Origin of the sequence: Microbaculum marinisediminis (genome assembly GCF_025397915.1) — a bacterium.
Classification (GTDB): Bacteria; Pseudomonadota; Alphaproteobacteria; order Rhizobiales; family Tepidamorphaceae; genus Microbaculum; species Microbaculum marinisediminis.
In genome coordinates this window covers 102,161-125,416 of the sequence record NZ_JALIDZ010000006.1, presented here as the reverse complement: position 1 = coordinate 125,416, position 23,256 = coordinate 102,161, and the positions used below count along the sequence as shown (strand labels likewise).

Below are 23,256 nucleotides of genomic sequence, written 5' to 3'. Positions count from 1 at the left end.
GTTTCCGGCTGGACGTCGGCTTGAGCCGGCTTTACCACGGACGCCATGAGCGCCGAGCTGCCGATTTCCCTCGAAGACGTCGCGGCGGCCGCGGAAACGATCCGCGGCCACGTGCTGCGTACGCCGCTGGTCGCCGCGCCGCGGCTGTCTGCCATGAGCGGGGCCGAGGTCTTCGTCAAATACGAGAACCTGCAGGTCACCAACGCCTTCAAGGAGCGCGGCGCCCTCAACAAGCTGGCGGCGCTCACGGACGACGAGCGCGAACGCGGCGTCGTCGCGCTGTCGGCGGGTAACCACGCGCAGGCGCTCGCCTGTCACGCCAGGCGACTCGGCATTCCGGCAACCATCGTCATGCCGCGCACCACGCCCTTCACCAAGATCGCGAGCACCGAGAGCTTCGGCGCGCGGGTCGTGCTGGAGGGCGAGACGGTCGGCGAATGCGGCGCCGTCGTCGATGCGCTGATCGCCCGTGAGGGCCTCGTCCTCGTCCATCCCTATGACGATCCCCTCGTCATGGCCGGCCAGGGCACCATCGGCCTGGAGATGCTGGAGGACCAGCCGGACCTGGACTGCCTGATCGTGCCGATCGGCGGCGGCGGGCTCGTGTCCGGGATCGCGGTCGCGGCGACGGCGGTGAAGCCCGGCATCGAGGTGGTCGGGGTGCAGGCGGCGCAATACGCCTCCATGGCCGCCGCGCTCGCCGGCAAGGAGGCGGCGTGCGGCGGCGACACGCTGGCCGAAGGCATCGCGGTGAAGGCGGTCCCTCAGACCGCGGTCTCCATCCTGACTGCGCTTGGCGTAGACGTGATGGTCGTCGACGAGGCGGCTATCGAACGGGCGATCTACGCCTATCTGGTGCGGTTGAAGACGCTCGCCGAAGGCGCCGGCGCCGCCGGGCTGGCCGCGCTGCTGTCGCAGCCGGGGCGGTTCGAGGGCCGCAAGGTCGGACTGGTGCTGACCGGCGGCAATATCGATCCGCGGCTCTTGTCGGCCATTACCGTCCGGGCGCTGGAGCACGAGGACAGGGTCGTCACCTTCCGCGTTACGGTGCGCGACCGGCCCGGCGAACTCGGCAGGGTCGCCGACATCTTCGGCCGCGAGGGAGCGAACATCCTCGAGGTCTCGCACCAGCGCCTGCTGCTCGACGTGCCGGCGATGCGGGCGACGACCGACATCACCATAGAAACGCGCGACGGCGACCACGCCGATCGCATCCGCCGCCGGCTCGAAGCCGAAGGCATGACCGTGACGCGGCTGGCGCCGCTCCAGCATCGCGGCTGACACCGAAGACCAAGGCGAATGAAATTGCTTTCGACCGGCCCCGAAGGGGATGTCGTTCCATCAGGAGCGCTATTTACGAAATCACGGGGCCTTGGTTCGCCCTGCCCGCTTCGTCATGATGCGCGGCCAGTCGGCCGCGGGGAGTAAGCGCGCCTATGGAAGATTTCCACATGTGGGCGACGTTCGCGGTGATCCTCGCCGCGATCGTGGCCTACGTGACCGAATGGGTTCCCCTGGAGGTGACGGCGGCCGGCGTCATCGTCGCGTTCCTGTTGATTTTCCAGATTTTCCCCTACGTCGGGCCCGACGGCACGCCGCTGCTCGGGACGGAAGTGCTGTTGTCCGGCTTCGCCAATCCGGCGCTGTTCACTGTGCTGGCCCTGCTCGTCATAGGCCAGGGCCTGTTCCAGACGGGAGCGCTCGACGGCTTCGCCACGCGGGTTGCGCAATGGGGCAACGGACGGACGGCGGCGACGATGGCGATCGCCCTGATGGTGACCGCTGCCCTGAGCGCGTTCATGAACAACACCCCCGTCGTCGTCCTGATGTTGCCGGTTCTCGGCGTCATCGCGATGCGCGCGCGCCTGTCGCCGAGCAAGGTGATGATCCCGCTGAGTTTCATCTCGATCCTCGGCGGCATGACGACGTTGATCGGCTCGTCCACCAACCTGCTGGTCGCCGGCCTCGCCGAAGATCTCGGTCAGCCGGTCATCGGTTTCTTCGACTTCACGGTGATCGGCCTGCTGGTGGCCGTGGTCGGCGGCGTCTATGTGATCGTGCTGCTGCCGCGCATCCTGCCCGCGCGCGCCACCATGCTGCAGGAGGTCGGCGGCGGACAGGGCAAGCAGTTCATCGCCCAGATCCCGGTCGGCTACAATCACCCGCTCATCGGCTGCAAGTCGGTCGCCGGCATGTTCCCGGCCCTCAAGGACATGACCGTGATCATGGTCCAGCGCGGCGAACATCCGTTCCTGGCACCGTTCGAGGACGTGACGCTGCGGGCCGGCGACGTGATCGTGGTGGCGGCGACGCGCTCCGTTCTGGCGGATGCGCTGAAGGGCACCAAGGCCCTTCTGACGGCCGAAGCCGTGAGCTCCCTGGACGGCTCGGAAAGCACCGAAGCGCCGCATGTCGAAGGCCCGATCACACTGGCCGAGGCGATCGTCGCCCCCGGTTCGCGACTGATCGGCCGGACGATCGAACAATCGGCGCTGCGCGCGATGACGGGCTGCATCGTGCTCGGCATCCAGCGGCAAAGCCGCATGATCCGCATGCGCATGAGCGATATCCGCCTGGAAGCCGGCGATGCGCTGCTGATCACCGGATCGCGGGCCCAGGTCGAGGGCCTGCGCCTGTCGCGCGACGTGATCCTCCTCGAGTGGTCGACGGCCGAAGTCCCGCTCACCGAACGAGCCGGCCGGGCGCTGGCGATCTTCCTCACCGTCGTCGGGCTGTCGGCAAGCGGCGTCTTGCCGATCTCGATCGCCGCGATCACCGGCGCGCTCGGCATGGTCGCCGCCGGCTGCCTCAACGTCCGGCAGGCCGCGCGCGCGTTCGACCGGCGAATTTACCTGCTGATCGGCTCGTCGCTTGCCATGGCCGCCCCGCTGGAGGTCACCGGGGGAGCGCGCTTCATCGCCGAAGCCGTCGTGGGCCTGCTCAACGGACAATCGCCGGCGGTGGTGCTGTCGGCGCTGTTCCTGCTGATCGCGGTGATGACCAACGTCCTGTCGAACAACGCGACGGCGGTGCTGTTCACGCCGATTGCCATTTCAACCGCCCAGCAGATCGGCGCCGATCCCTTCCCCTTCATCGTGACCGTGATCCTGGCCGCCAACTGCTCCTTCGCCACCCCGATCGGCTACCAGACGAACCTCCTGGTGATGACGCCGGGCCACTATCGTTTCGCCGATTTCCTGAAAGTGGGCATCCCCCTCGTGGTTTTGATCTGGCTCGCTTTCTCGCTGCTCGCGCCGTGGTATTATAATCTCTGAAAAAGGGGGCACGGACGTAGAGGCGAAGCGCGACGGATCTGACAATTGAGCGAGTTCGGACGCGAAAATCCACAGTTCTACCTGACCGCGCCGACGGCCTGTCCGTATCTTCCGGGCAAGTACGAGCGGAAGGTGTTCACCCATCTCGTCGGCGAGAAAGCCTCGGCACTCAACGACATTCTGACCCAGGGCGGGTTCCGCCGCAGCCAGAACATCGCCTATCGGCCGGCCTGCGAGGCCTGCAAGGCCTGCGTCTCCGTTCGCGTCCGGGTCGACGAGTTCCAGCCGTCGAGAACGTTCCGGCGAATCATAAAGCGCAACGCGGATCTCATCGGCGAGGAATTGCCGCCGCAGCCCTCCGCCGACCAGTACGCCCTGTTTCGCGATTATCTCGACATGCGCCACGCCGAAGGCGGCATGGCGGAGATGACGGTGCTCGACTACGCGATGATGGTCGAGGACACCCATGTGGAAACGCGGGTTATCGAATACCGCCGGCGGGGCCCCGATTCGGGCATCCGGGGACGCGGGCGCGGACCGCTGATCGCCGTCGCCCTGACCGACGTGCTCTCCGACGGGCTGTCGATGGTCTATTCGTTCTTCGATCCCGACATGGCCGACCGTAGCCTCGGCACCTTCATGATCCTCGACCACATCGAGCGCGCGCGAAAGGCGGGGCTGCCCTACGTCTACCTCGGCTACTGGGTGAAGGGGTCACCGAAGATGGGATACAAGATCCGCTTCGCTCCGCAGGAGCACCTGACCGGCACGGGATGGCTGCGCGTCGAAGGCGAAGACGACGCGCAGGACTAGCCGGCGCGCCCGGGGATCAGGCGGCCGTAGACACCGCGTTCTCAGCCGACGCCGGGTCCAGAACGATATTGTCGATCAGCCGCGTCTTGCCGATGTAGCCGGCGACGCAGATCGCGACCGGGCGGTCGATATCACCGGCCACCGCCTCGAGCGTGCCGGCATCGACGATCTCCAGGTACTGCACCGAATCCATGGCCGACAGCGGCGCGCGGACAAGCTCCAGCAACGGTCCGGCACGGCGCTCGCCTTTCTCGAAAGCGGCCCGCGCGGCGAAGAGCCCCCGGCTGATGCAGCGGGCGCGTTCGCGTTCGTCGGCGGCGAGATAGGCATTGCGGCTGCTCATCGCGACACCGTCCTGCTCGCGGACGGTGTCGACGGTCACGACCTCCAGCGGCATGTCGAGGTCGCGGGCCATGCGGCGGACGACGGCGACCTGCTGGAAATCCTTGCGGCCGAAGAAGGCCTTGTCCGGCTGGACCATGTTGAACAGCTTGGCGACGACCGTCGCGACGCCGCGGAAATGGCCTGGCCGGAAGGCGCCGCACAGGGGCTCGGCCAGCGGGCCGGGCTCGACGTAGGTCTGAAACCCTTCCGGATAAATCTCGCCGACATCGGGCATGAAGACGAGGTCGACCCCGGCCTCCCGGCAGAGATCGAGGTCGCGGTCGGGATCGCGGGGATAGCTCGAAAGATCCTCGTTCGCGCCGAACTGCGTGGGATTGACGAAGATGCTGACCACCGTGACGTCGCACTCCGCGACGCTCTCGCGCACCAGGCTCAGATGCCCCTCGTGCAGATAGCCCATGGTCGGGACAAGGCCGATGCGCTTGCCCGCCCGACGCGAGGCGGCGAGCCGCTCCCGCAAGGCGGCGACGGTGGTCACGGTTTCCATCAGGCCACTCCCCCGACCGTCCGCTTCGCCGGCGGCTGCCAACTGGCGACCGCGTCGCGCGCGGCCTCCGGCAGGCGGTAGGTTTCCGCCTCGCCGGGGAATGCGCCGGCGCGAACGTCTCCGGCCCAGCGGCCGAGCGCCCCCTGCAGCACCGAATAGCCCTCGACATAGGTGCGCACGAACTTCGCCCGGTGGCCTTCGAGGAGACCGAGAATATCGTGAAGAACCAGCACCTGGCCGGAACAGGTCGGGCCGGCGCCGATGCCGATGGTCGGAATGTCCAGCGTATCGGTCACCCGGGCGGCGAGATCGGCGGGAATGCCCTCCAGCACGATCGAGAAGCAGCCGGCTTCCTGCAGCGCGATGGCATCGTCGAGGATGGCGGTGGCCTGCTCGGCCTCGCGGCCCTGCACCTTGAAGCCGCCCATCCGGTTGACGCTCTGCGGCGTGAGCCCGAGATGGCCCATTACCGGAATCTCGCAGTCGACGAGCGCGCGAACCATGTCGATCCGGCTCGCGCCGCCCTCCAGCTTCACGGCGGCGGCGCCGCGGCGGATGAACTCGCCGGCATTGCGAACGGTGTCCTCGGCGCCGAGGTGGAAGCTCAGGAACGGCATGTCGGCGACGATGAGGGCGCGCGGGTTGGTGCGCATCACCGCTTCCAGATGATGGCTCATCATCGCCATCGACACCGGCAGCGTGTTCTCGAAGCCGAGACAGACGTTGCCGACGCTGTCACCGACCAGAATCATGTCGACGACGGGATCGGCGATGCGCGCGGTGACGGCGTCATAGGCCGTCGTCATGACGATGCGCCGGCCTTCGGTCTTCAAACGATGAAGCTGCGGAATTGTGACGCGGGGCGCATCGGCGCCCGGCGTCGGTCCACTGACGTGGCTCATAACGACAGAGTACTCCTGTACGTGCCCCCAATACACGTACGCAGACGACGAGGCGCCGTCCGCGCCCGCCCGGTATATCGAACGCCGCGCACCCACTTCAAGGCGCGAATGCGCGCGCAGTCGCCGAAACACATGCTTTTACAGCGCTTATTCGCTCAAAACCGCGCGGCCGAACTTGTTGGTCTTCGGGAAGCCCTTGGGCGGCAGGCGGCCGGCCTGGGCACGCGCGCCGCGCCATTCGTCGAGATCCATGACGGTCCAGGTGCGGCCGGAGGAATCGATCCAGCTCAGACCGTCGGCCAGCGTGAACACCTTGACGTCGGACAGGCCGCCGTCCCTGTAGCGCTGCAGGCGAACGCCCTTTCCGCGAGTCATTTCAGGGATCTCGGTCAGCGGGAAGAGAATCAGCTTCCGGTTCTCGCCGATCACCGCCACCGTGTCGCCGCTCACGGGCACGCAGATACGCGCCTCGTCCGGCGCCTTGACGTTGAGGACCTGCTTGCCCTTGCGGGTATTGGCGACGATCTCGGCCTCGGGCACCACGAAACCGCGCCCATCGGTCGCCGCGACCAGCAGCCGGCGGGCGGAATCGTGGACGAAGGCGGCGACGATGTCGTGGTTCTCGCCGATATCGACCATCAGCCGCACAGGCTCGCCATGGCCGCGTCCGCCGGGCAGCTTGTCGGCGCCGAGCGTGAAGAAACGGCCATCGGTGGCGAACAGCAGAATCTTGTCCGTCGTCTGGGCGTGCAAGGCGAACTTCAGCCGGTCGCCGCTCTTGAACTGCAATCCGGCGGTATCGCCCTGATGGCCCTTGAGCGCGCGAATCCAGCCCTTTTCCGACAGGACGACCGTGACCGGCTCCTTCTCGATCAAGGCCTCCTTCAGCTCTTCCAGCGCATCGGCACTGGGCAGAGCGCCGACATCGCCGATCTCGGTTCGGCGCCGGCCGAGCGCGGTGTCCGGCCCGAATGTCTTGCGGACGTCCTTGATCTGCTCGCCGACCCTGGCCCACTGCTGGTCCTCGTCAGCGACGAGATCGCGCAGCTCCGCCTGCTCCTTGGACAGGGCCTCGTGCTCGGTACGGATCTCCATTTCCTCGAGCTTGCGCAACGACCGCAGGCGCATGTTGAGGATGGCTTCCGCCTGGACGTCGGTGAGCTTGAAGGCCTTCATCAGCTCGGTCTTCGGCTCGTCCTCCTCGCGGATGATGCGGATCACCTCGTCGAGGTTCAGGTAGGCGACGAGATAACCACCGAGCACTTCGAGCCGGTGGGCGATCTTGGCGAGGCGGTGGTTCGACCGGCGGATCAGCACGTCGCGGCGATGGTCGAGCCACTCGCGAAGAACGTCGGCGAGGCTGTGCACCATTGGCACCCGGCCGGCGCTCAGGACGTTCATGTTGAGCGGGAACCGGTTCTCCAGATCGGTGAGCTTGAACAGCGATTCCATCAGCAGCGCGGGATCGACGGTGCGGTTCTTCGGCTCGAGCACGATGCGGATGTCTTCCGCGGATTCGTCATGGATGTCGGCGAGCAGCGGCAGCTTGCGCGCCGTCAGCAGCTCGGCGATCTTCTCGATCAGCCGGCTCTTGGGCACCAGATACGGGATCTCGGTGACGACCGCGATCCAGGTGCCCCTGCCCTGATCCTCCGTATGCCACTTGGCGCGCACCCGGAACGAGCCGCGACCGGTGCGATAGCTCTCGACGATGGATTGGTGGCTCTCGACGAGCACGCCGCCGGTCGGGAAATCGGGCCCTTTGACTTTCTTTACAAGGGTTTCGACCGACGCATTGGGAAATTGAATCAGGTGCAGCGCGGCATCGCACAGCTCGGCGGCGTTGTGCGGCGGGATCGAGGTGGCCATGCCCACGGCAATCCCCGAGGAGCCGTTTGCCAGCAGGTTTGGGAAGGCGCCGGGCAGGACGATCGGCTCGCTTTCCTCACCGTCGTAAGTATCGCGGAAGTCGACCGCATCCTCGTCGATGCCGTCGAGCAGAAGCTGGGCGACCTCGGTGAGCCGCGCCTCGGTGTAACGCATCGCCGCGGCGTTATCGCCGTCGATGTTGCCGAAATTGCCCTGTCCCTCGACGAGCGGGTATCGCACCGAGAAATCCTGGGCCAGACGCACCATCGCGTCGTAGATCGCCTGATCGCCGTGGGGATGGAACTTACCCATGACGTCGCCGACGACGCGCGCGCACTTCTTGAATCCGGCATTCGGATCAAGTTTCAGAAGCCGCATCGCGAAGAGAAGCCGCCGGTGCACGGGCTTCAGCCCGTCGCGCACGTCCGGCAGCGCACGGTGCATGATCGTCGACAGCGCGTAGGACAGATAGCGCTCCTCGAGCGCCTGGCGCAGGTCGATCGGCTCGATACCGCTTTCGGGGCCGCCCTCGGTCGGCGGCGGGGGCGTGTTCTTGGCCATGGTTACGAGTTAGCCGAAGCCTCCGAGTCTGGAAAGGAAATCTTCGCGCAGCGGGCGTTATAGTCGCATCTGGGAGGGCCTTACGTGGCGGCGGATGTGGACGAACGCAAGGGGATGGGCGCAAGGCTGGCGAACCGGCTTCGCAGCATGGACCCGTACGGCACCTATCTCCGGTTCACCGGCTATACCTGCCTGATCGCCGGACTGGCGGCCCTCGGCGGATTTGTGCTCGCCAGCCCGATCGCCACGCCGCACGACGCCGCCTTCGCCGGTGTCTTCGCCGCACTTTTCACGGGGTTCGCGCTGATGTTCGCGCGTCCGGACGCCGAAACCGGTTCTTTCCGGGCGATCCTTGCGATCGACATCGCCGTTGCGGGCTGCGCGGCACTCGGCATCGCGGTCGCGCCCTATCACGGGCTCGCGCAGGCGCTCGTGATCCCGATCGCTTTTTTCGGTTTCTACGTCCGGCGCTGGCCGGAACCGCTCCCCAGCGCGGGATTGCTCGGGACGCTCGGCTACGTGATCGTGCAGGTTCTCGCTGCCCACGTGTCGCAAGGCGTGCTGGCGGCGGGCCTGCCGCCGACGCTGGCGGGCCTGGCAATCGGATACAGGTTCCTGCCGCGCCGTGCCTTCCGCACGGGCCTCGCGCGCTCGGTGCGGCGGCTTCGCGACGAGATTCCAATGGTGTTGCGGATACATGTGCGCGACGCCGAACAGGCCCGCGCAACCGTCCGGCGCATCAATGCCCTGCTCATGGACGCCAATAGCGCGAGGCTGCTCGCCGATCAGTTCGATCCCGGCCGCACACAGCAGCATCTGGATCTTCTGCACACGGCGGCAATCCTCGCGCGCGTCTGGGAAAACGCCGCCGACAACCTTCAGGAAACGCGTCGTGGCGGCCCCAAGGTGCCGAAAGCGGCGATCACGGCCATTGCGGCAGCGGAAGACGCGGTGGCGGTGGCCTTCGACCGTCCCTCTCCGGATGCGGACGCGCGCGCCGTCACGGCACTCGGCAGGCTAGAGGCAACCATCGCAGAAGCGATCGACGCCGACGGTTCCACTCCCGATCAGGCGATCTTCGGGCCGTTGAACGTCAAACTGACCCTTTCGCACCTCCTCGAGGCGCGCCGCCGCCTCGACGCCGAGCTCGCGATGGGAATGCCTGAGCCGTCCGAAGGGCTGCCGGCATGACGGGACGAGGCCTTCTTCCGAGCACGCGACTTGCGGTCCAGGTGGCCGCCGCCGTCCTCCTGTCGATCGTGATCGTGAACGTCATTGCGCTGGAACGGCCCTTCTGGGTGATCCTGACCGCGATCGTCGTGATGGTCGGCACGGTCGGCGAGACGCTGACGAAATCGATGGACCGCGTCGCTGGAACGCTGGTCGGGCTCGTCACCGGCGTCGTGATCTACTGGGCCGCCGCCCGGGCGGACCTGCCCGGTGTCGTGCCGTTGCTGATCTCCGGACCGGCCATCGTGTTCTTCCGGTTCGCCAGCTACCGGCTGATGATCATCGCCCTGACGGTCCTGCTCGTCTGCCTGTTCAGGATCGGCGGCACGAGCGATGCGCTGCTGGTCGCCCGCCTTGTCGATACGGCAATCGGTGCCGCGATCTCCGCGATCGTCTCGATTGCCGTTCTGCCGATCCCGACCCGCGGCCCCGCGACGGAGACGGTCCATACCTACGTCGCCGCGCTGAAGACGATCGTCCAGGAGTCGCTTCAGGCCGTCGCTCAGGAAAAATGGAGCTCGGCCATCGACGCGCGCGCCGATGCCATTCGCAGCTCGGAGGCCGATCTGCAACGGCTGGCCGAAGCCCTGAGGGCCGAAAGTGCGCTGATCGGCGGAAGCGGCGCGCTCGCCCGCGGCGCCCTTACTGTGCTGCCGGCGCTCCGCGGCCACGTCGATTCACTCGTTCAGGCCTGCGAACCCGCGGCAAGCCGCGGGCCAGGCAACGACCTGGCCGAGCAGCTGACGGACATCGCTCGGCTGATTGCCGAGAACTTCGACCGCGTCGAAAAATCCCTGGTTTCCGGACAAACGGATGCAATTCCGCGCCTGGACGAGCCGACCCGCCGGATCGAGCAATTGCTGGCGCCGAAACTGTCGGGCACGCAGGGCGCACGCGACGACGTGATGGTGATGCTCAACGTCGTCCTCGCCGCCCGGCGCCTGAACCGGGGCCTGAGACACGCGATGGAGGTTATGGATCGGTCCTGAGCCGATCAGGCGATCGGCCCCTGCCCCAGCACCACGACCCGCGTGCCAAGCGGCGTGCGGCTATAAAGGTCGATGACGTCCTGGTTGACCATGCGGATGCAGCCGGACGAAACGCTCTTTCCGATCGTCCACGGTTCGAACGTGCCGTGGATGCGGTAAAGCGTGTCCTTCTTGCCCTGATAGAGATACAGGGCCCGCGCGCCGAGCGGGTTCTTCGGGCCGCCGGCAACGCCCCGGCCGCCCTGCAGGTCGGTCAGCGTCGGCTCCAGCTCCGGCTGGCGCGCGATCATCTCCTTGGGCGGATACCAGTCCGGCCACTCGCGCTTCGCCTCGATGGTCGCGTCACCGGACCATTCGAAGCCGTCGCGGCCGACGCCGACGCCATAGCGCATCGCCATGCCGCCCTCGCGCACGGAATAGAGATAGTGGGCATACGGATCGATGACGATCGTGCCGGGAAGCTCGCTGGTCGGATAGGCCACGAGCTTGCGCATGAAGGCCGGGTCGAGGTGATAGGGATCGACCGCCGGAATGGGGAACCGCTCGTTGGGAACCGGCCCGTACATCATCGCGAAGTCGGAACCGTGCGGATTGGCGGGCGCCAGTTCCGCCGTCGGGGCGGGGGGCGGGTTCGACTGGCAGCCGGCAAGGCCAAGCGCGGCGGCGCCGACAAGGAAACTGCGACGGGTCAGATCAGACATTTGCGGCCTCAACTCCACACCATTTTTTTACCATGATGACCGCGAAAAGTTTCCGGGCCGTTTCGAACGCTGTTCCCCTGAACGGACAACGTTGCCCGCGAGTTCGTATTTTTCACATCAATCATGGCCGCGCGGTGTTCGCGAAATGAAAATTCCGAGAGGGCCCGGAAGTTCCCGGTTCTGGTGCGGAAAAGTCACATGGCCCAATTCGGTCGATCCGGAAGCACGCTGCCTAGCAGATTCCCGGCGTCGTGTAGACGTCGTCAATGCCGGACCTGGCCTTTCTCTTCAGAGTCGCGCTCCGGTCATTGTCAGTCGACACCTGCGACTTACGTGCGAATCGCAATCGACCGGCTTGTGCCTGGTCATGCGCGAAGGCGAGCGATCAGTCGTTCGCGCTCGGGCGGCATGGTGATGCGGCGCGGCTCGAAGACGTGACGCGCCAGGAAATAGCTGGTCAGGGCAAAGCCTTCCAAAACGTCCTCGGCGCTTGCATCGGCTTCGTCGAGGCGCAGAAAGCCCGGCAGCTTCAGCATACGGTCGGCATAGGGCTCGCCGGCCTGCCGGCTGACCGCCCTGCCCGACTTCGGCGAGACATAGACCAGCTCCTGTCGCGCGCCGGTCGCGGCGCATTCGGTCAGATCGAGACCGAATCCCAGATCGGCGAGCAAGGTCAGTTCGAACCGGACGATCTCGCGCGCCGCGGCGCGGGAATCGGACAGCATCGGCAGCGCCTCGAGAAACCGCCTGTAGAGCTCGGGATGGGGGTCGCGTTCGGGCAGGAGCCGGAGATGTGCGGCCAGCGTCGCGAAGCCGAACAGCGCCGCCTGGCTTTCCATCAGCGCGGCGGCGCGGGAGACATCGGGCTCGACGGTATAGGCCCCCAGGTGCTCGTCGAGGCGAGCCCGCCACGTCGCGTGCACCGAATTGCCGGGCTGCAGCACCACCTGGAGACGGCGCGAGCGGCCCCCGCGGACGAGGCCGAGATGACGGCCGTGCGCGACCGTGAACAGCTCGACGATGGCACTCGTCTCGCCGTGCCGCCTCAGACCGAGAATGATACCCTCGTCGCGCCACTCCATGGCGGGATACTACCCGAAGTCGCGCCGGTTTCGCGGGGTCAGTCCCTGGGAAACTCCAATCCGAGCTCGCGATAGCGCTCGGGGTCGTCGGCCCAGGCTTCCCGGACCTTGACGAACAGGAACAGATGCACCGGAACGTCCAGGATCTCGGAGAGGTCCTCGCGCGCCGCTGCGCCGATGTCCTTGATGGTACGCCCGCCCTTGCCGAGCACGATGGCCTTCTGGCTGTCGCGGGAAACGTAGATCACCTGCTCGATGCGCACCGAGCCGTCCTTCCGCTCCTCCCACGCCTCCGTTTCCACGTGCGATTCGTAGGGCAGCTCCTTGTGGAGGCGGAGATAGAGCTTCTCGCGGGTGATCTCGGCGGCGAGCTGGCGCATCGGGAAGTCGGACAGCTGGTCCTCCGGATAGTGCCAGGGGCCCTCCGGCATCCGCTCGGCGATCGCGGCGAACAGGTCGTCGACGCCGTCGCCGGTCAGTGCCGAGATCAGGAAGGTCTCATCGAACTGCAGGGCTTCGTTGAAGCGGGCGACGACCTCGAGCAGCTTGTCGCGGCGCATCGTATCGATCTTGTTCAGCGCCAGGACCTTCGGCTGCTTCACCTCGGCGAGCTTGGCGACGATCGCTTCCGCGCCTTCGTCGAACCCCTTGCGCGCATCGGCGAGCAGAACGACGAGATCGGCGTCCGTGGCGCCCGACCAGGCCGTCTTGACCATTGCCGTGTCGAGGCGGCGGCGGGGCGCGAAAATACCCGGCGTGTCGACGAAGACGATCTGCGTGTTCTCGCGCAAGGCGATGCCGCGCACCAGCGTGCGCGTCGTCTGCACCTTGTGGGTGACGATCGACACCTTGGCGCCCACGAGCCGGTTGAGCAGGGTCGACTTGCCCGCGTTCGGCGCCCCGATCAGCGCAACGAACCCGCACCGCTGCGGACCGGTCCCCGTGTCGTCGCCCTGCATCGAATCCTCATTCTCAGTCATTGCCGGCTCCCGCCTTCCAGGCGCCTTCGCGAACGAGCACGGCCTCCGCGGCGGCCTGCTCGGCGAAGCGTTTGCTGGTGCCGGTCGCCTCGGCCGGGTCCAGTCCCGACAGGCTCACGGAAATCCGGAACACCGGCGCATGATCCGGGCCCGTCCGGTCGAGCAGTCGATAGACCGGCTGACCGTGCCCCTGGGCATGCGCCCATTCCTGCAAAGAGGTCTTGGCGTCCTTCAGGCGCGGCGAGACCTCACGCAACCGGCTGGCCCAATTGCGGGCAATGAACTCGCGCACCGCCTCCATGCCGCCATCGAGATAGATCGCGCCGATCACCGCCTCGCACACGTCGCCGAGGATGGCATCCTTGCGCCGGCCGCCGGTCTGCGCCTCGCCGTCGCCGAGCCAGATATGCCGGCCGAGCCCGATTTCGCGGGCAACATCGGCGCAGGTCTCGCGCCGCACCAGGGCGGCGAGCCGCCGCGACAGCTCGCCCTCGTCGGCATCCGAAAAGATCTCGTACAGAATATCGGCGATCACGAGCCCGAGGACCCGGTCGCCGAGAAACTCGAGGCGCTGATAGGTCGCGCGGCTTCCGTCAGACACCGCGCTGGCGTGGGTCAGCGCCTGCAGCAGGAGGTCGCTGTCCTGGAAGCGGTACTGAAGGATATCCGCGAGCGCCGCCGGCGTCGGAGCGGCCATCAGCGCACGACGTCGAAAAGGCGGTCCCATCTGAGGTCGGTCGGCCATTTCCAGACCTCCCAGATGGACGTGTTTTCGTCGATCGAGAAATAGATGACCTCGGCGCGGCCGACGAAGTTCTCGAAGGGGACGTAGCCGACATGGCTCAGAAAGCGGCTGTCGGTGGAATTGTCGCGATTGTCGCCCATCATGAAGAAATGACCGGCGGGAACCTTGTAGACCGGCGTGTTGTCGCCGAAGCCGTTATCGCCGAGCTCAAGCACCTGGTAGGAGACGCCGTTGGGAAGCGTCTCGACAAAGCGGGCAACCCGAGACTCGCGGCCGTTCGCGTCGGTGGAGACGTAGTCCTCGACCTTCTCGCGCGGCACCGGCTCGCCGTTGATGTGCAGGATACCGTCCTGCACCTGGATCTCGTCGCCCGGCATGCCGATCACGCGCTTGATGTAGTCGGTGCTCGTATCGCGGGGCAGCTTGAACACAACGACGTCGCCGCGGTCCGGCTGGCTTGCCCAGATGCGGCCGGAAAACAGATCGGGCCCGAAGGGAAACGAGTATCGCGAATAGCCGTAGCTGTATTTCGAGACGAACAGATAGTCGCCGATCAGAAGGGTCGGCATCATCGACCCGGACGGGATATTGAACGGCTGGAACAGGAACGTCCGGACGATCAACGCCAGAATCAGGGCATGGATGACAACGCGGATGGTTTCGCCGAACCCGCCCTGGTCCTTGGACTTCTTATCGGTCATGACACTCATCGATGGAATCTCCGGGGAGCCGGCGCCGGAGGCCTGCCCCGTATAACGGGTTCATGTTCGCGCCGCAATCAATGCCCGTGAAATGGCGAAAACGCGGCGGGGACAGCAAGATCGGCGCCCTACTTCGGTCGCGCCGGCACGGCCGTGATGATCACGATCGCCTGGGCCAGAGGGAAGTCGTCGGTGATGGTGAGGTCGATCTGCGCCTCGCATCCGTCCGGCGTGAGTTCCTCCAGGATACGCCGCGCCCCGCCGGTGAGCTGCATGGTGGGGCGTCCGCTCGGCAGGTTCACCACGCCCATGTCGCGCCAGTAGACGCCGCGGCGAAATCCCGTGCCCAGCGCCTTCGAGCAGGCTTCCTTGGCGGCGAACCGCTTGGCGTAGGAGGCAGCCCGCAGCTTGCGGCGGTCGGACTTCTCCTGCTCGATGTCGGTGAAGATGCGCTGCACGAACTTGTCGCCCCACCGATCGATCGATTTCTCGATGCGGCGGATGTCGATCAGATCGTTGCCGAGTCCCAGTATCATCGTATGACCGCGGATATCGCCGAGCCGTCAGCCCTGGCTCGCCTGGCGGACGCGAGAGGCGTCCATCAGCGAGCGCATGCGGCGGACCGCGGAATCAAGGCCGGAAAAGATCGCTTCGCCGATCAGGAAGTGGCCGATATTGAGTTCGACGACCTCGGGGATCACGGCGACGCCGCCGACCGTCTCGTAGGTCAGGCCGTGGCCGGCGTGGACTTCGAGGCCCAGCGAAGCGGCATAGGCGGCCGCGTTGCGGATGCGGTCCAGCTCGCGCTCGCGGCCAGGCCCGTCACCGGCCAGCGCCAGATCGCAGAAGCGGCCGGTATGGATTTCAACCACCTGCGCGCCGAGCGAGGCGGCGGCATCCATCTGCCGTTCCTCCGCCTCGATGAACAGCGACACGCGAATACCGATGCCGGACAGCTCGGAAACGAAACGCTGCAAATGGTTGTGGCCACCGGCTGCGTCGAGCCCGCCTTCGGTGGTACGCTCCTCCCGCTTTTCCGGGACGATGCAGGCGGCATGCGGCTTGTGGCGCAGCGCGATTTCCAGCATTTCGTCGGTCGCCGCCATCTCCAGATTGAGCGGACGGTCGATCTCGACGCTCAGGCGCGCGATGTCTTCGTCGGTGATATGGCGGCGATCCTCGCGCAGATGCGCGGTGATGCCGTCGGCACCGGCCTCGACGGCGATGTGTGCGGCGCGCACCGGATCGGGGTGCCGTCCACCGCGCGCATTGCGGATGGTCGCCACGTGATCGATGTTCACGCCGAGCCGCAGCTGGCCCAATCCAAAACCCGACATCAGCCTTCACTCCCCAGTGACGTAGGCGCCACCGCGTCCTTGCGGGCGGCGTGTTCCTCGAAACGACGTTGTCGCGCGGCCTGGAACGACCGCACGATGGTGCGCACGAGGAAATAAAAGACGATCCAGGCGATAATACCAAGAGGGACGGCACCGATAAGCATCGTCGTCAGCACCGGCATCAAGGTATCCCAGGAATGCGCGAACAGCCCGAGGCTCATGTCGATGGGCGGGTGCGAGGCACCGTTGCCGCCCATGATCAGCAGCCCCATCCGATAAGACGCCGCCCAGATGAACGGAAAGGTCAGCGGATTGCCGAGTGCCGTGCCGAGCGCCGACGCGAGGATGTTTCCGCCGGTGACGAAGGCAAGAATCGCGGCGAGGACGAAATGCAGGCCGACGAAAGGCGTGAACGAGACCATGACGCCGGCAGCAAAACCGGCGGCGATCGCATGCGGCGATGCCGACAGCCGCAGCACGCGCTTTCCGATGTAGCGGAGCGAGCGCCCCCAGGAGCGCCGAGGCCAGAGAGCGACGCGGACACGTTCCTGTAGTGGGGCCTTGTCTCTACGCTTGAAAAGCATGACTCGATCTAAACGCCCTCGACGGGTCGCTCATACAGGGGGCTCGTTATGTCCACATTACAGCCAGGCCGTTACGATTTCAGAAACCGGCTGCCGGGCTTTGTAACCGGTATGGCAGCCAATTCTGGCGGTACTTCGTCCTCCGCATAGGAGGGAACCGCGAGCGCGACCAGCGAGACCAGCGGCACGCCTACGTCCGCCGTCCCGTTGGAGCGGTCGGCCAGGCACGCGGCGGCGACGCAATTTCCGCCCGCAGCCGCGATGGCGGCGATGCATTCGCGCGAGGAAAGGCCGGTCGTAACCACGTCCTCGACCATCAGGACGCGGGCGCCGGGGGCGATATCGAAACCGCGCCGCAGCGTGAAACGTCCGTCGACACGCTCCATGAAGATGGACGGAACGCCGAGCTGGCGGCCCATCTCATAGCCCACCACGACGCCCCCCATGGCGGGAGAGACGACGAGATCGAACGGGTCGTCGATACGGGCGCGGATCTTGTCTGCGAGCGCCTGGCACAGCCGATCGGCGCGCTTCGCCTCCATCAGCACACGGGCGCACTGCAGATAGGCGCCGCTGTGGCGACCGGACGAAAGGACGAAATGCCCTTCCAGAAGGGCGCCCGCGGCGCGAAATTCGTCGAGGACGGCGTCCGTGTTCAAAATCGTCTCCCTGTCCATTCTAGCCATTCACCCGCTGCACCGAATTGACGGACTTGTTGCCCTTGAGCAGCGAGATGATCGTATTGAGGTGCTTCAGGTCCCAGACCTCCAGGTCGATGGTCATCTCGTGGAAGTCCGCGGTGCGGGTCGTCATCTTCACATTGTCGATATTGGCGTCGTTCTCGGCGATCACCTGAGCCACCTGGGCGAGCGTGCCGGGTTCGTTGATCGCGCGCACGACGATCTGGGTGGGAAAGCGTTCCGGGCTTTCCTCGTCGATGTCCCAGCGCACGTCGAGCCATCGCTCGGGATAGTCGTCGAACGTCTTCAGTTCCGGCGACTGGATCGGATAGATCGTGATGCCCTCGCCCGGCGTCATGATGCCCACGATACGATCGCCGGGGACAGCGCCGCCATTGGCGGCGAAGCGCACCGGCAGGTCGCCCTTGATGCCCCGGATCGGAATGGCGCCGGCGCGTTCGCCATTGTCGGCCCCGGGAGACCGGAATTTCAGGCTCATAGCGCGGCGCAGGCCGAACCAGCCCTCCTCCTTGCGGCTATGGGCGGCGCGCTTGGGCCGCTCCTCCTGATAGTCTGGATAGAGCGCCTTGAGCACGTCGCGCGACGACAGCTCGCCACGTCCGACGGCGGCGAGCACGTCCTCGACGTTGTGCTGGGCAAGCCGAGGCAGAACCGCCGCCAGGCGCTCGTCCGAATAGGCCTTGCCGGCGCGATCGACGGCGCGCATCAGGATCTGGCGGCCGAGCGCGGAATACTGCTTGCGCGAGGCGTCCCGCGTTGCCCGCCGGATCGCCGAACGCGCCTTCCCCGTCACCGCGATCGCCTCCCAGGCCGGCGACGGCGACTGCGCATTGGAATTGATAATCTCCACCTCGTCGCCGTTGTGCAGCTCGCTGATCAAGGGCGACATGCGTCCGTTGATCTTGCACCCGATCGCCGTGTTGCCGATGTCGGTATGGACGGCATAGGCGAAGTCGATGGCGTTGGCCCCGCGCGGCAGGGCGATCAGACGGCCTTTCGGCGTGAAGCAGAATACCTGGTCCTGGAACAGCTCGAGCTTGGTGTGCTCTAGGAATTCCTCCGGCGTGTTGCCTTCCGAAACCATCTCGACGAGACGGCGAAGCCAGCGATAGGCGCCGCTTTCGATCGCGCTGCGGCCGTCGCCGTTGCCCGGTTTGGCGGGCACGCCGTCCTTGTAGAGGGCGTGCGCGGCAATGCCGTACTCGGCGATGTCGTTCATCTCGCGGGTGCGGATCTGCAGCTCGACGCGGCGGTGGCGCGGGCCGATCACGGTCGTGTGGATCGACCGGTAGTCGTTCTGCTTCGGCGTCGAGATATAGTCCTTGTACCGCCCGGGCACGGTCGGCCAAGTCGTATGGACGATGCCCAGGGTGCGGTAGCAGTCCTCGATCGAGCCGACGATGACGCGAAAGCCGATGATGTCGGAGAGCTGCTCGAAGGAGACGGACTTGCGCTCCATCTTGCGCCAAATCGAATAAGGCCGCTTCTCGCGGCCGATCACCACGGCGTCGATACCGCGGTCGGCCAGCTTGGTCGTAAGCGCCTGCTCGATTTCGGCGATCGCTTCGCTGTTGGCGTCACGCATCATCGCCAGCCTGGAGGCGATCATCTCGTAGGCCTGCCGGTTCAACTGGCGGAAGGCCAGCTCCTCCAGCTCGTCCCGCATCCACTGGATGCCCATGCGCCCGGCCAGCGGCGCATAGATGTCCATGGTCTCCTCGGCGACGCGGTTGCGCTTGGCTTCCGGAACGTGATCGAGGGTCCGCATGTTGTGCAGGCGGTCGGCGAGCTTGACCAGCAGCACCCGCACGTCGCGGGAGATCGCCAGCATGAACTTGCGCAGGTTTTCCGCCTGCTCTAGCGCCTTGGAGACGAGATCGAGCTTCTTGATCTTGGTGAGCCCGTCGACGAGCTCGCCGATCTCCTCGCCGAACAGCCTGTCAATCTCCGCCCGGGTGGTCTCGGTATCCTCGATGGTGTCGTGCAGAAGCGCGGCGGCGATGGTAGCGTCGTCGAGCTTCAGCTCGGTGAGGATCGCGGCGACTTCGAGAGGGTGGGAGAAATATGGATCGCCGGACGCGCGCTTCTGCGTGCCGTGCGCCTTCATCGCGTAGACATAGGCGCGATTGAGCAGGGCCTCGTCGGCGTCGGGGTCGTAGCTAGTGACGCGCTCGACCAGCTCGTATTGGCGCATCATGGCGGCTTACCATGCCACCTCCCGGGGCAATCCCGGGGTGGCCGTCAAAGCGCAAACGCGCGAAAGCGCCTCGGAAACGGCCTGTCCGCCGGCCATGCCTGAACCGGCGCAAGAGAACGGCGGACTGTGTTCAGCTATCTTCGGAACGGTGACCTGGATCACTCACGGTCTTCCGGCGGCGTCAGGCCCTCGAGGCCCTTCAGCAATTCTTCCTCGGACATCCGGTCGAACTGAATATCGTCGTCCGACTCGCCGCTGGCGGCGACGGCGACGACCGGAACGGTGTCGGGCTCGGGCTCGTCGACCTCGACGAATTTCTGCATGGAGTGGATGAGTTCCTCCGTCAGATCATCCGGCGAGACGGTCTCGTCGGCGATCTCACGCAGGGCCACCACGGGATTCTTGTCGTTGTCTCGATCGACGGTGATCGACGCGCCGTTGGAGATCATACGGGAGCGATGGCTTGCGAGCAGCACCAGCTCGAAACGGTTATCGACCTTATCGATGCAATCTTCGACCGTCACGCGGGCCATGACAGGGGTCTCCGGGTCGTTAAAGGGAGGTTTGATGGCGCATATACGCGTTCCTCACGATATTGACAAGGCTTAAGCACTAGCCGGCTCCGCGAGAATCGGCGCCGTTCGGCGGGATTCGCCATATTGGGGACAACGTCGGACAATCACGCCTCAGTCATTTGGGCTGCTTGCGAATTCCGCAGTGCACATATACAGCTATTCATGCGCTGGGGGCGCCGGCCAACACCTGATCTTACGGCAATTGCTGCCGCAGATGGGTCCAATTTCAGACGACGAAACGACGTCGATTACGGCCGTTATTTAAGGCGCACGCCTAAGTGGAAGGATTAACGATGAAATTCTACGCGCATGAGCGCATCGCGCTCTTCATAGACGGCGCAAATCTGTACGCTACGTCACGCGCGCTCGGGTTCGACATCGATTACAAGCGCTTGCTTGGGATATTCGAATCGAAGGGCACCCTCATCAGAGCGTACTACTACACCGCCCTGGCGGAAGATCAGGAATATTCCTCGATTCGTCCGCTGATCGACTGGCTCGACTACAACGGCTTCACGGTCGTCACCAAGCCGATGAAGGAATTCTACGACGCGACCGGTCGTCGCAAGGTCAAGGGCAACATGGATATCGAGCTCGCCGTCGACGCGATGGAGCTCGCCGACCGGGTCGATCACGTCGTGCTGTTCTCCGGCGACGGCGATTTCCGTTCGCTCGTCGACGCGCTGCAGCGCAAGGGCAAGCGGGTCAGCGTCGTCTCGACCATCTCCTCGCAGCCGCCGATGATCGCCGACGAACTGCGTCGTCAGGCCGACGTTTTCGTCGATCTTGCCAGGCTGCAGGGCGAGATCGGCCGCGATCCGTCCGAGAAGGCCGAGCGCGCCGCGCGCCGCGAGCAGGCGGCCGCCGAGCGGGCGCAACGCGAGGCCGGTGACGATTTCGAAGACGAAGACGACTACGACGAAGATTACGTCGAGTCCTGACCGATTGCCGACGCCGAGTCCCAATTTGCTCTCCGAACCGCCCAGAGACTGCCGCGCGTGTCCGCGGCTCGCGGATTTTCGCGCCCGCAATCGCGCCGACCATCCCGACTTCTTCAACGCGCCGGTTCCCAGTTTCGGCCCAGCGAATGCCTCCGTGCTGGTGGTGGGGCTCGCCCCTGGACTGAAGGGCGCCAACAAGACCGGTCGACCGTTCACCGGGGACTATGCCGGCGACCTTCTATACGAGACGCTGTCCGAGTTCGGATTCGCGCGGGGACACTATCGCGCCGATCCGGATGACGGTTTGACGCTCGTGGACTGCCGGATCACCAACGCGGTGCGGTGCGTGCCGCCGCAAAACAAGCCCGTCGGAGCGGAAATTGGTAATTGCCGGCCGTTTCTCAGCGCAACGATCGCCGAAACCACGGGTCTAAGGGCAATCGTCGCGCTCGGCCGGATCGCGCATGAGTCGATCCTTTCGGCGCTCGGCGCGCGTCGGGCGGCCCATCCGTTCGCCCATGCTGCCCAACACGAACTTGGCCGACACGAACTTGGCCGACACGAACTTGGCGGGCACGATCTGGGCCAGAACGATCCGGGATCGCTGGCGCTTTTCGACAGCTATCACTGCTCCCGCTACAACACGAACACGGGGCGGCTGACACCGGAGATGTTCAAGGCCGTGTTCGCGGCGGTCCGGGACGAAATCGGCTGACCAGCCCCGGCTTCAGCCGCGGTCTCGCATCAGCCGCGCCTTTTCACGCTGCCAGTCGCGCTTCTTCTCGGTCTCGCGCTTGTCGTGGGCCTTCTTGCCGCGCGCGAGCGCGATCAGGAGCTTGGCGATGCCGCGCTCGTTGAAATAGATCTTCAACGGCACGATCGTCATGCCTTCCTTCTGGACGGCACCGATCAGCCGGTTGATCTCGCGGCGATGCAGCAACAGCTTGCGCGGGCGCTTCGGCTCGTGGCCGAAGCGGTTCGCCGGCCCGTACTCGGGAATATGAACGTTGAACAGCCACAGATCGCCACCCATCTCGCCGGCATGGGCCTCCGACAGGCTCGCCCTGCCCTCGCGCAGCGATTTGACCTCGCTGCCGGTCAGGATGATGCCGGCCTCGACCGTATCGAGGATCTCGTAGTCGAATCGCGCCCGGCGGTTTTCGGCAACGAGTTTGCCCGCCGGCGCCTTTCGCGCCGTCGCCATGTTCTAGGACCTTTTTTGCCTCAGGCGTTCAGAATGCCGGCGTGCACCATGGCATCGCGGACCTCGGCCTTGGTCGACTCGCTGACCTCGACGACCGGGAGGCGCACCAGCGGCGTGATCCGGCCGAGCAGCGATATCGCGTACTTCACCGGCGCCGGGCTCGTCTCGATGAACAGGGCCCGGTGCAGCGGCATCAGGCGATCCTGATAGTCGAGCGCGGCGGCGTAGTCGCCCGCCAGACACGCGCGCTGGAACTCGGCGCACAGGCGCGGCGCGACATTCGAGGTCACCGATATGCAACCGACGCCGCCATGGGCGTTGAAGGCGAGCGCCGTCGGATCCTCTCCCGAAAGCTGGATGAAATCCTTGCCGCACGCCATGCGCTGGAGGCTCGGCCGGCTCAGGTTGGCGGTCGCGTCCTTCACACCGACGATATTGTCGCAATCCCTGAAGAGCCGCGCCATGGTCTCGACGCTCATGTCGACGACGCTGCGTCCCGGGATGTTGTAGATGAAGATCGGGATACCGATGGCGTCGTTGATCGCCTTGTAGTGGCGATAAAGGCCTTCCTGGCTCGGCTTGTTGTAATAGGGCGTGACGACGAGGACGGCATCGGCGCCGGCCTGCTCGGCATGCTTGGCCAGATCGATGGCCTCGGCCGTGTTGTTGGACCCGGCACCCGCGATCACCGGCACGCGCTTCTGCGCGGCCTCGATGCACAGTTCCACGACTCGCTTGTGCTCTTCGTGGCTCAACGTCGGCGATTCGCCGGTCGTTCCGACCGGTACCAGGCCGTTGGTGCCTTCCGTGATCTGCCAGTCGACGAAGTCCTGGAACGCTTTCTCGTCCACCGCACCGTTCGAGAACGGCGTGATGAGTGCGGTGATCGATCCGGTAAACATGACTGAGCGTTCCTTCTATCCGGCTGCCTGGCCGGGGATTAGAGCGGCGTGGAGCATAGATTCTGGACCCCGTAG

At 65.7% G+C, this 23,256-nt stretch carries 23 protein-coding genes; 7 read left to right on the top strand and 16 right to left on the bottom strand.

Annotation, left to right across the window (positions count from 1 at the left end; genetic code table 11):
• The first annotated feature begins 45 nt into the window (after window positions 1–45).
• From MUB46_RS14270 to MUB46_RS14260, 3 genes are all read left to right on the top strand, one after another.
• Window positions 46–1,281: a threonine ammonia-lyase gene (locus MUB46_RS14270; RefSeq protein WP_261616608.1), complete on the top strand. Its 1,236-nt coding sequence runs from the start codon at window positions 46–48 to the stop codon at window positions 1,279–1,281.
• A gap of 155 nt (window positions 1,282–1,436) precedes the next feature.
• Window positions 1,437–3,275 carry an SLC13 family permease gene (locus tag MUB46_RS14265; protein ID WP_261616607.1) on the top strand — a complete coding sequence of 613 codons (1,839 nt, stop codon included), beginning with the start codon at window positions 1,437–1,439 and terminating at the stop codon, window positions 3,273–3,275.
• A gap of 45 nt (window positions 3,276–3,320) precedes the next feature.
• Entirely contained in the window at window positions 3,321–4,088 is a 768-nt protein-coding gene (locus MUB46_RS14260) for an arginyltransferase (protein ID WP_261616606.1), read from the top strand.
• A 16-nt stretch (window positions 4,089–4,104) separates the two neighbouring features.
• Here MUB46_RS14260 and panC read toward each other — a convergent pair whose 3' ends face one another.
• From panC to parC, 3 genes are all read right to left on the bottom strand, one after another.
• The gene (gene panC, locus MUB46_RS14255; protein ID WP_261616605.1) at window positions 4,105–4,980 is read right to left on the bottom strand and encodes a pantoate--beta-alanine ligase; all 876 of its coding nucleotides are present in this window, start codon (window positions 4,978–4,980) and stop codon (window positions 4,105–4,107) included.
• Complete coding sequence (gene panB / locus MUB46_RS14250; RefSeq protein ID WP_261616604.1) at window positions 4,980–5,882, bottom strand: 3-methyl-2-oxobutanoate hydroxymethyltransferase; 903 nt, start codon at window positions 5,880–5,882, stop codon at window positions 4,980–4,982. The genes panC and panB overlap by 1 nt, the downstream gene beginning before the upstream one ends.
• A 147-nt stretch (window positions 5,883–6,029) precedes the next feature.
• Entirely contained in the window at window positions 6,030–8,312 is a 2,283-nt protein-coding gene (gene parC / locus MUB46_RS14245; RefSeq protein WP_261616603.1) for a DNA topoisomerase IV subunit A, read from the bottom strand.
• A gap of 84 nt (window positions 8,313–8,396) precedes the next feature.
• On the opposite strand from parC, the gene MUB46_RS14240 reads away from it, so the two are divergent.
• Window positions 8,397–9,503, top strand: coding sequence for a hypothetical protein (locus MUB46_RS14240; protein WP_261616602.1), 1,107 nt, complete (start codon window positions 8,397–8,399; stop codon window positions 9,501–9,503).
• The gene (locus MUB46_RS14235) at window positions 9,500–10,531 is read left to right on the top strand and encodes an FUSC family protein (protein ID WP_261616601.1); all 1,032 of its coding nucleotides are present in this window, start codon (window positions 9,500–9,502) and stop codon (window positions 10,529–10,531) included. The genes MUB46_RS14240 and MUB46_RS14235 overlap by 4 nt, the downstream gene beginning before the upstream one ends.
• Before the next feature lie 5 nt (window positions 10,532–10,536).
• On the opposite strand, the gene MUB46_RS14230 is transcribed toward MUB46_RS14235, so the two are convergent.
• From MUB46_RS14230 to rpoZ, 11 genes are all read right to left on the bottom strand, one after another.
• Complete coding sequence (locus MUB46_RS14230) at window positions 10,537–11,232, bottom strand: L,D-transpeptidase (RefSeq protein ID WP_261616600.1); 696 nt, start codon at window positions 11,230–11,232, stop codon at window positions 10,537–10,539.
• A 365-nt stretch (window positions 11,233–11,597) separates the two neighbouring features.
• Window positions 11,598–12,314, bottom strand: coding sequence for a DNA repair protein RecO (gene recO / locus MUB46_RS14225; RefSeq protein WP_261616599.1), 717 nt, complete (start codon window positions 12,312–12,314; stop codon window positions 11,598–11,600).
• Window positions 12,315–12,352: 38 nt separating this feature from the next.
• Complete coding sequence (gene era, locus MUB46_RS14220; protein WP_261616598.1) at window positions 12,353–13,294, bottom strand: GTPase Era; 942 nt, start codon at window positions 13,292–13,294, stop codon at window positions 12,353–12,355.
• Window positions 13,287–13,991, bottom strand: coding sequence for a ribonuclease III (gene rnc, locus MUB46_RS14215; RefSeq protein WP_261616597.1), 705 nt, complete (start codon window positions 13,989–13,991; stop codon window positions 13,287–13,289). The genes era and rnc overlap by 8 nt, the downstream gene beginning before the upstream one ends.
• The gene (gene lepB / locus MUB46_RS14210) at window positions 13,991–14,749 is read right to left on the bottom strand and encodes a signal peptidase I (protein ID WP_261616596.1); all 759 of its coding nucleotides are present in this window, start codon (window positions 14,747–14,749) and stop codon (window positions 13,991–13,993) included. Before lepB ends, rnc begins: the two co-directional genes overlap by 1 nt.
• Window positions 14,750–14,868: 119 nt before the next feature.
• Window positions 14,869–15,276, bottom strand: a complete 408-nt coding sequence (gene acpS / locus MUB46_RS14205; RefSeq protein WP_261616595.1) for a holo-ACP synthase — start codon at window positions 15,274–15,276, stop codon at window positions 14,869–14,871.
• A gap of 27 nt (window positions 15,277–15,303) precedes the next feature.
• Window positions 15,304–16,077, bottom strand: a complete 774-nt coding sequence (locus MUB46_RS14200; RefSeq protein ID WP_261616594.1) for a pyridoxine 5'-phosphate synthase — start codon at window positions 16,075–16,077, stop codon at window positions 15,304–15,306.
• Window positions 16,077–16,661: a DUF2062 domain-containing protein gene (locus MUB46_RS14195; protein ID WP_261616593.1), complete on the bottom strand. Its 585-nt coding sequence runs from the start codon at window positions 16,659–16,661 to the stop codon at window positions 16,077–16,079. The genes MUB46_RS14200 and MUB46_RS14195 overlap by 1 nt, the downstream gene beginning before the upstream one ends.
• 71 nt (window positions 16,662–16,732) lie before the next feature.
• A complete protein-coding gene (gene pyrE / locus MUB46_RS14190) occupies window positions 16,733–17,320 on the bottom strand; it encodes an orotate phosphoribosyltransferase (protein ID WP_261616592.1) in 588 nt (195 codons plus the stop codon).
• 19 nt (window positions 17,321–17,339) lie between these two features.
• Window positions 17,340–19,559, bottom strand: coding sequence for a RelA/SpoT family protein (locus MUB46_RS14185; RefSeq protein ID WP_261616591.1), 2,220 nt, complete (start codon window positions 19,557–19,559; stop codon window positions 17,340–17,342).
• Window positions 19,560–19,717: 158 nt separating this feature from the next.
• Window positions 19,718–20,092, bottom strand: coding sequence for a DNA-directed RNA polymerase subunit omega (gene rpoZ / locus MUB46_RS14180; protein ID WP_261616590.1), 375 nt, complete (start codon window positions 20,090–20,092; stop codon window positions 19,718–19,720).
• A 335-nt stretch (window positions 20,093–20,427) separates the two neighbouring features.
• Between rpoZ and MUB46_RS14175 the strand changes: the two genes are divergently transcribed.
• Together MUB46_RS14175 and MUB46_RS14170 are read left to right on the top strand one after the other, a co-directional pair.
• Complete coding sequence (locus tag MUB46_RS14175; RefSeq protein WP_261616589.1) at window positions 20,428–21,075, top strand: LabA-like NYN domain-containing protein; 648 nt, start codon at window positions 20,428–20,430, stop codon at window positions 21,073–21,075.
• Complete coding sequence (locus tag MUB46_RS14170; RefSeq protein ID WP_425256274.1) at window positions 21,059–21,790, top strand: uracil-DNA glycosylase; 732 nt, start codon at window positions 21,059–21,061, stop codon at window positions 21,788–21,790. Before MUB46_RS14175 ends, MUB46_RS14170 begins: the two co-directional genes overlap by 17 nt.
• 12 nt (window positions 21,791–21,802) lie before the next feature.
• Here MUB46_RS14170 and smpB read toward each other — a convergent pair whose 3' ends face one another.
• Together smpB and dapA are read right to left on the bottom strand one after the other, a co-directional pair.
• Window positions 21,803–22,279 (bottom strand): SsrA-binding protein SmpB, encoded by a 477-nt coding sequence (gene smpB / locus MUB46_RS14165; protein ID WP_261616587.1) that lies wholly within the window; start codon window positions 22,277–22,279, stop codon window positions 21,803–21,805.
• Between the two features lie 20 nt (window positions 22,280–22,299).
• Entirely contained in the window at window positions 22,300–23,181 is an 882-nt protein-coding gene (gene dapA / locus MUB46_RS14160; RefSeq protein WP_261616586.1) for a 4-hydroxy-tetrahydrodipicolinate synthase, read from the bottom strand.
• Between the last annotated feature and the right edge of the window lie 75 nt (window positions 23,182–23,256).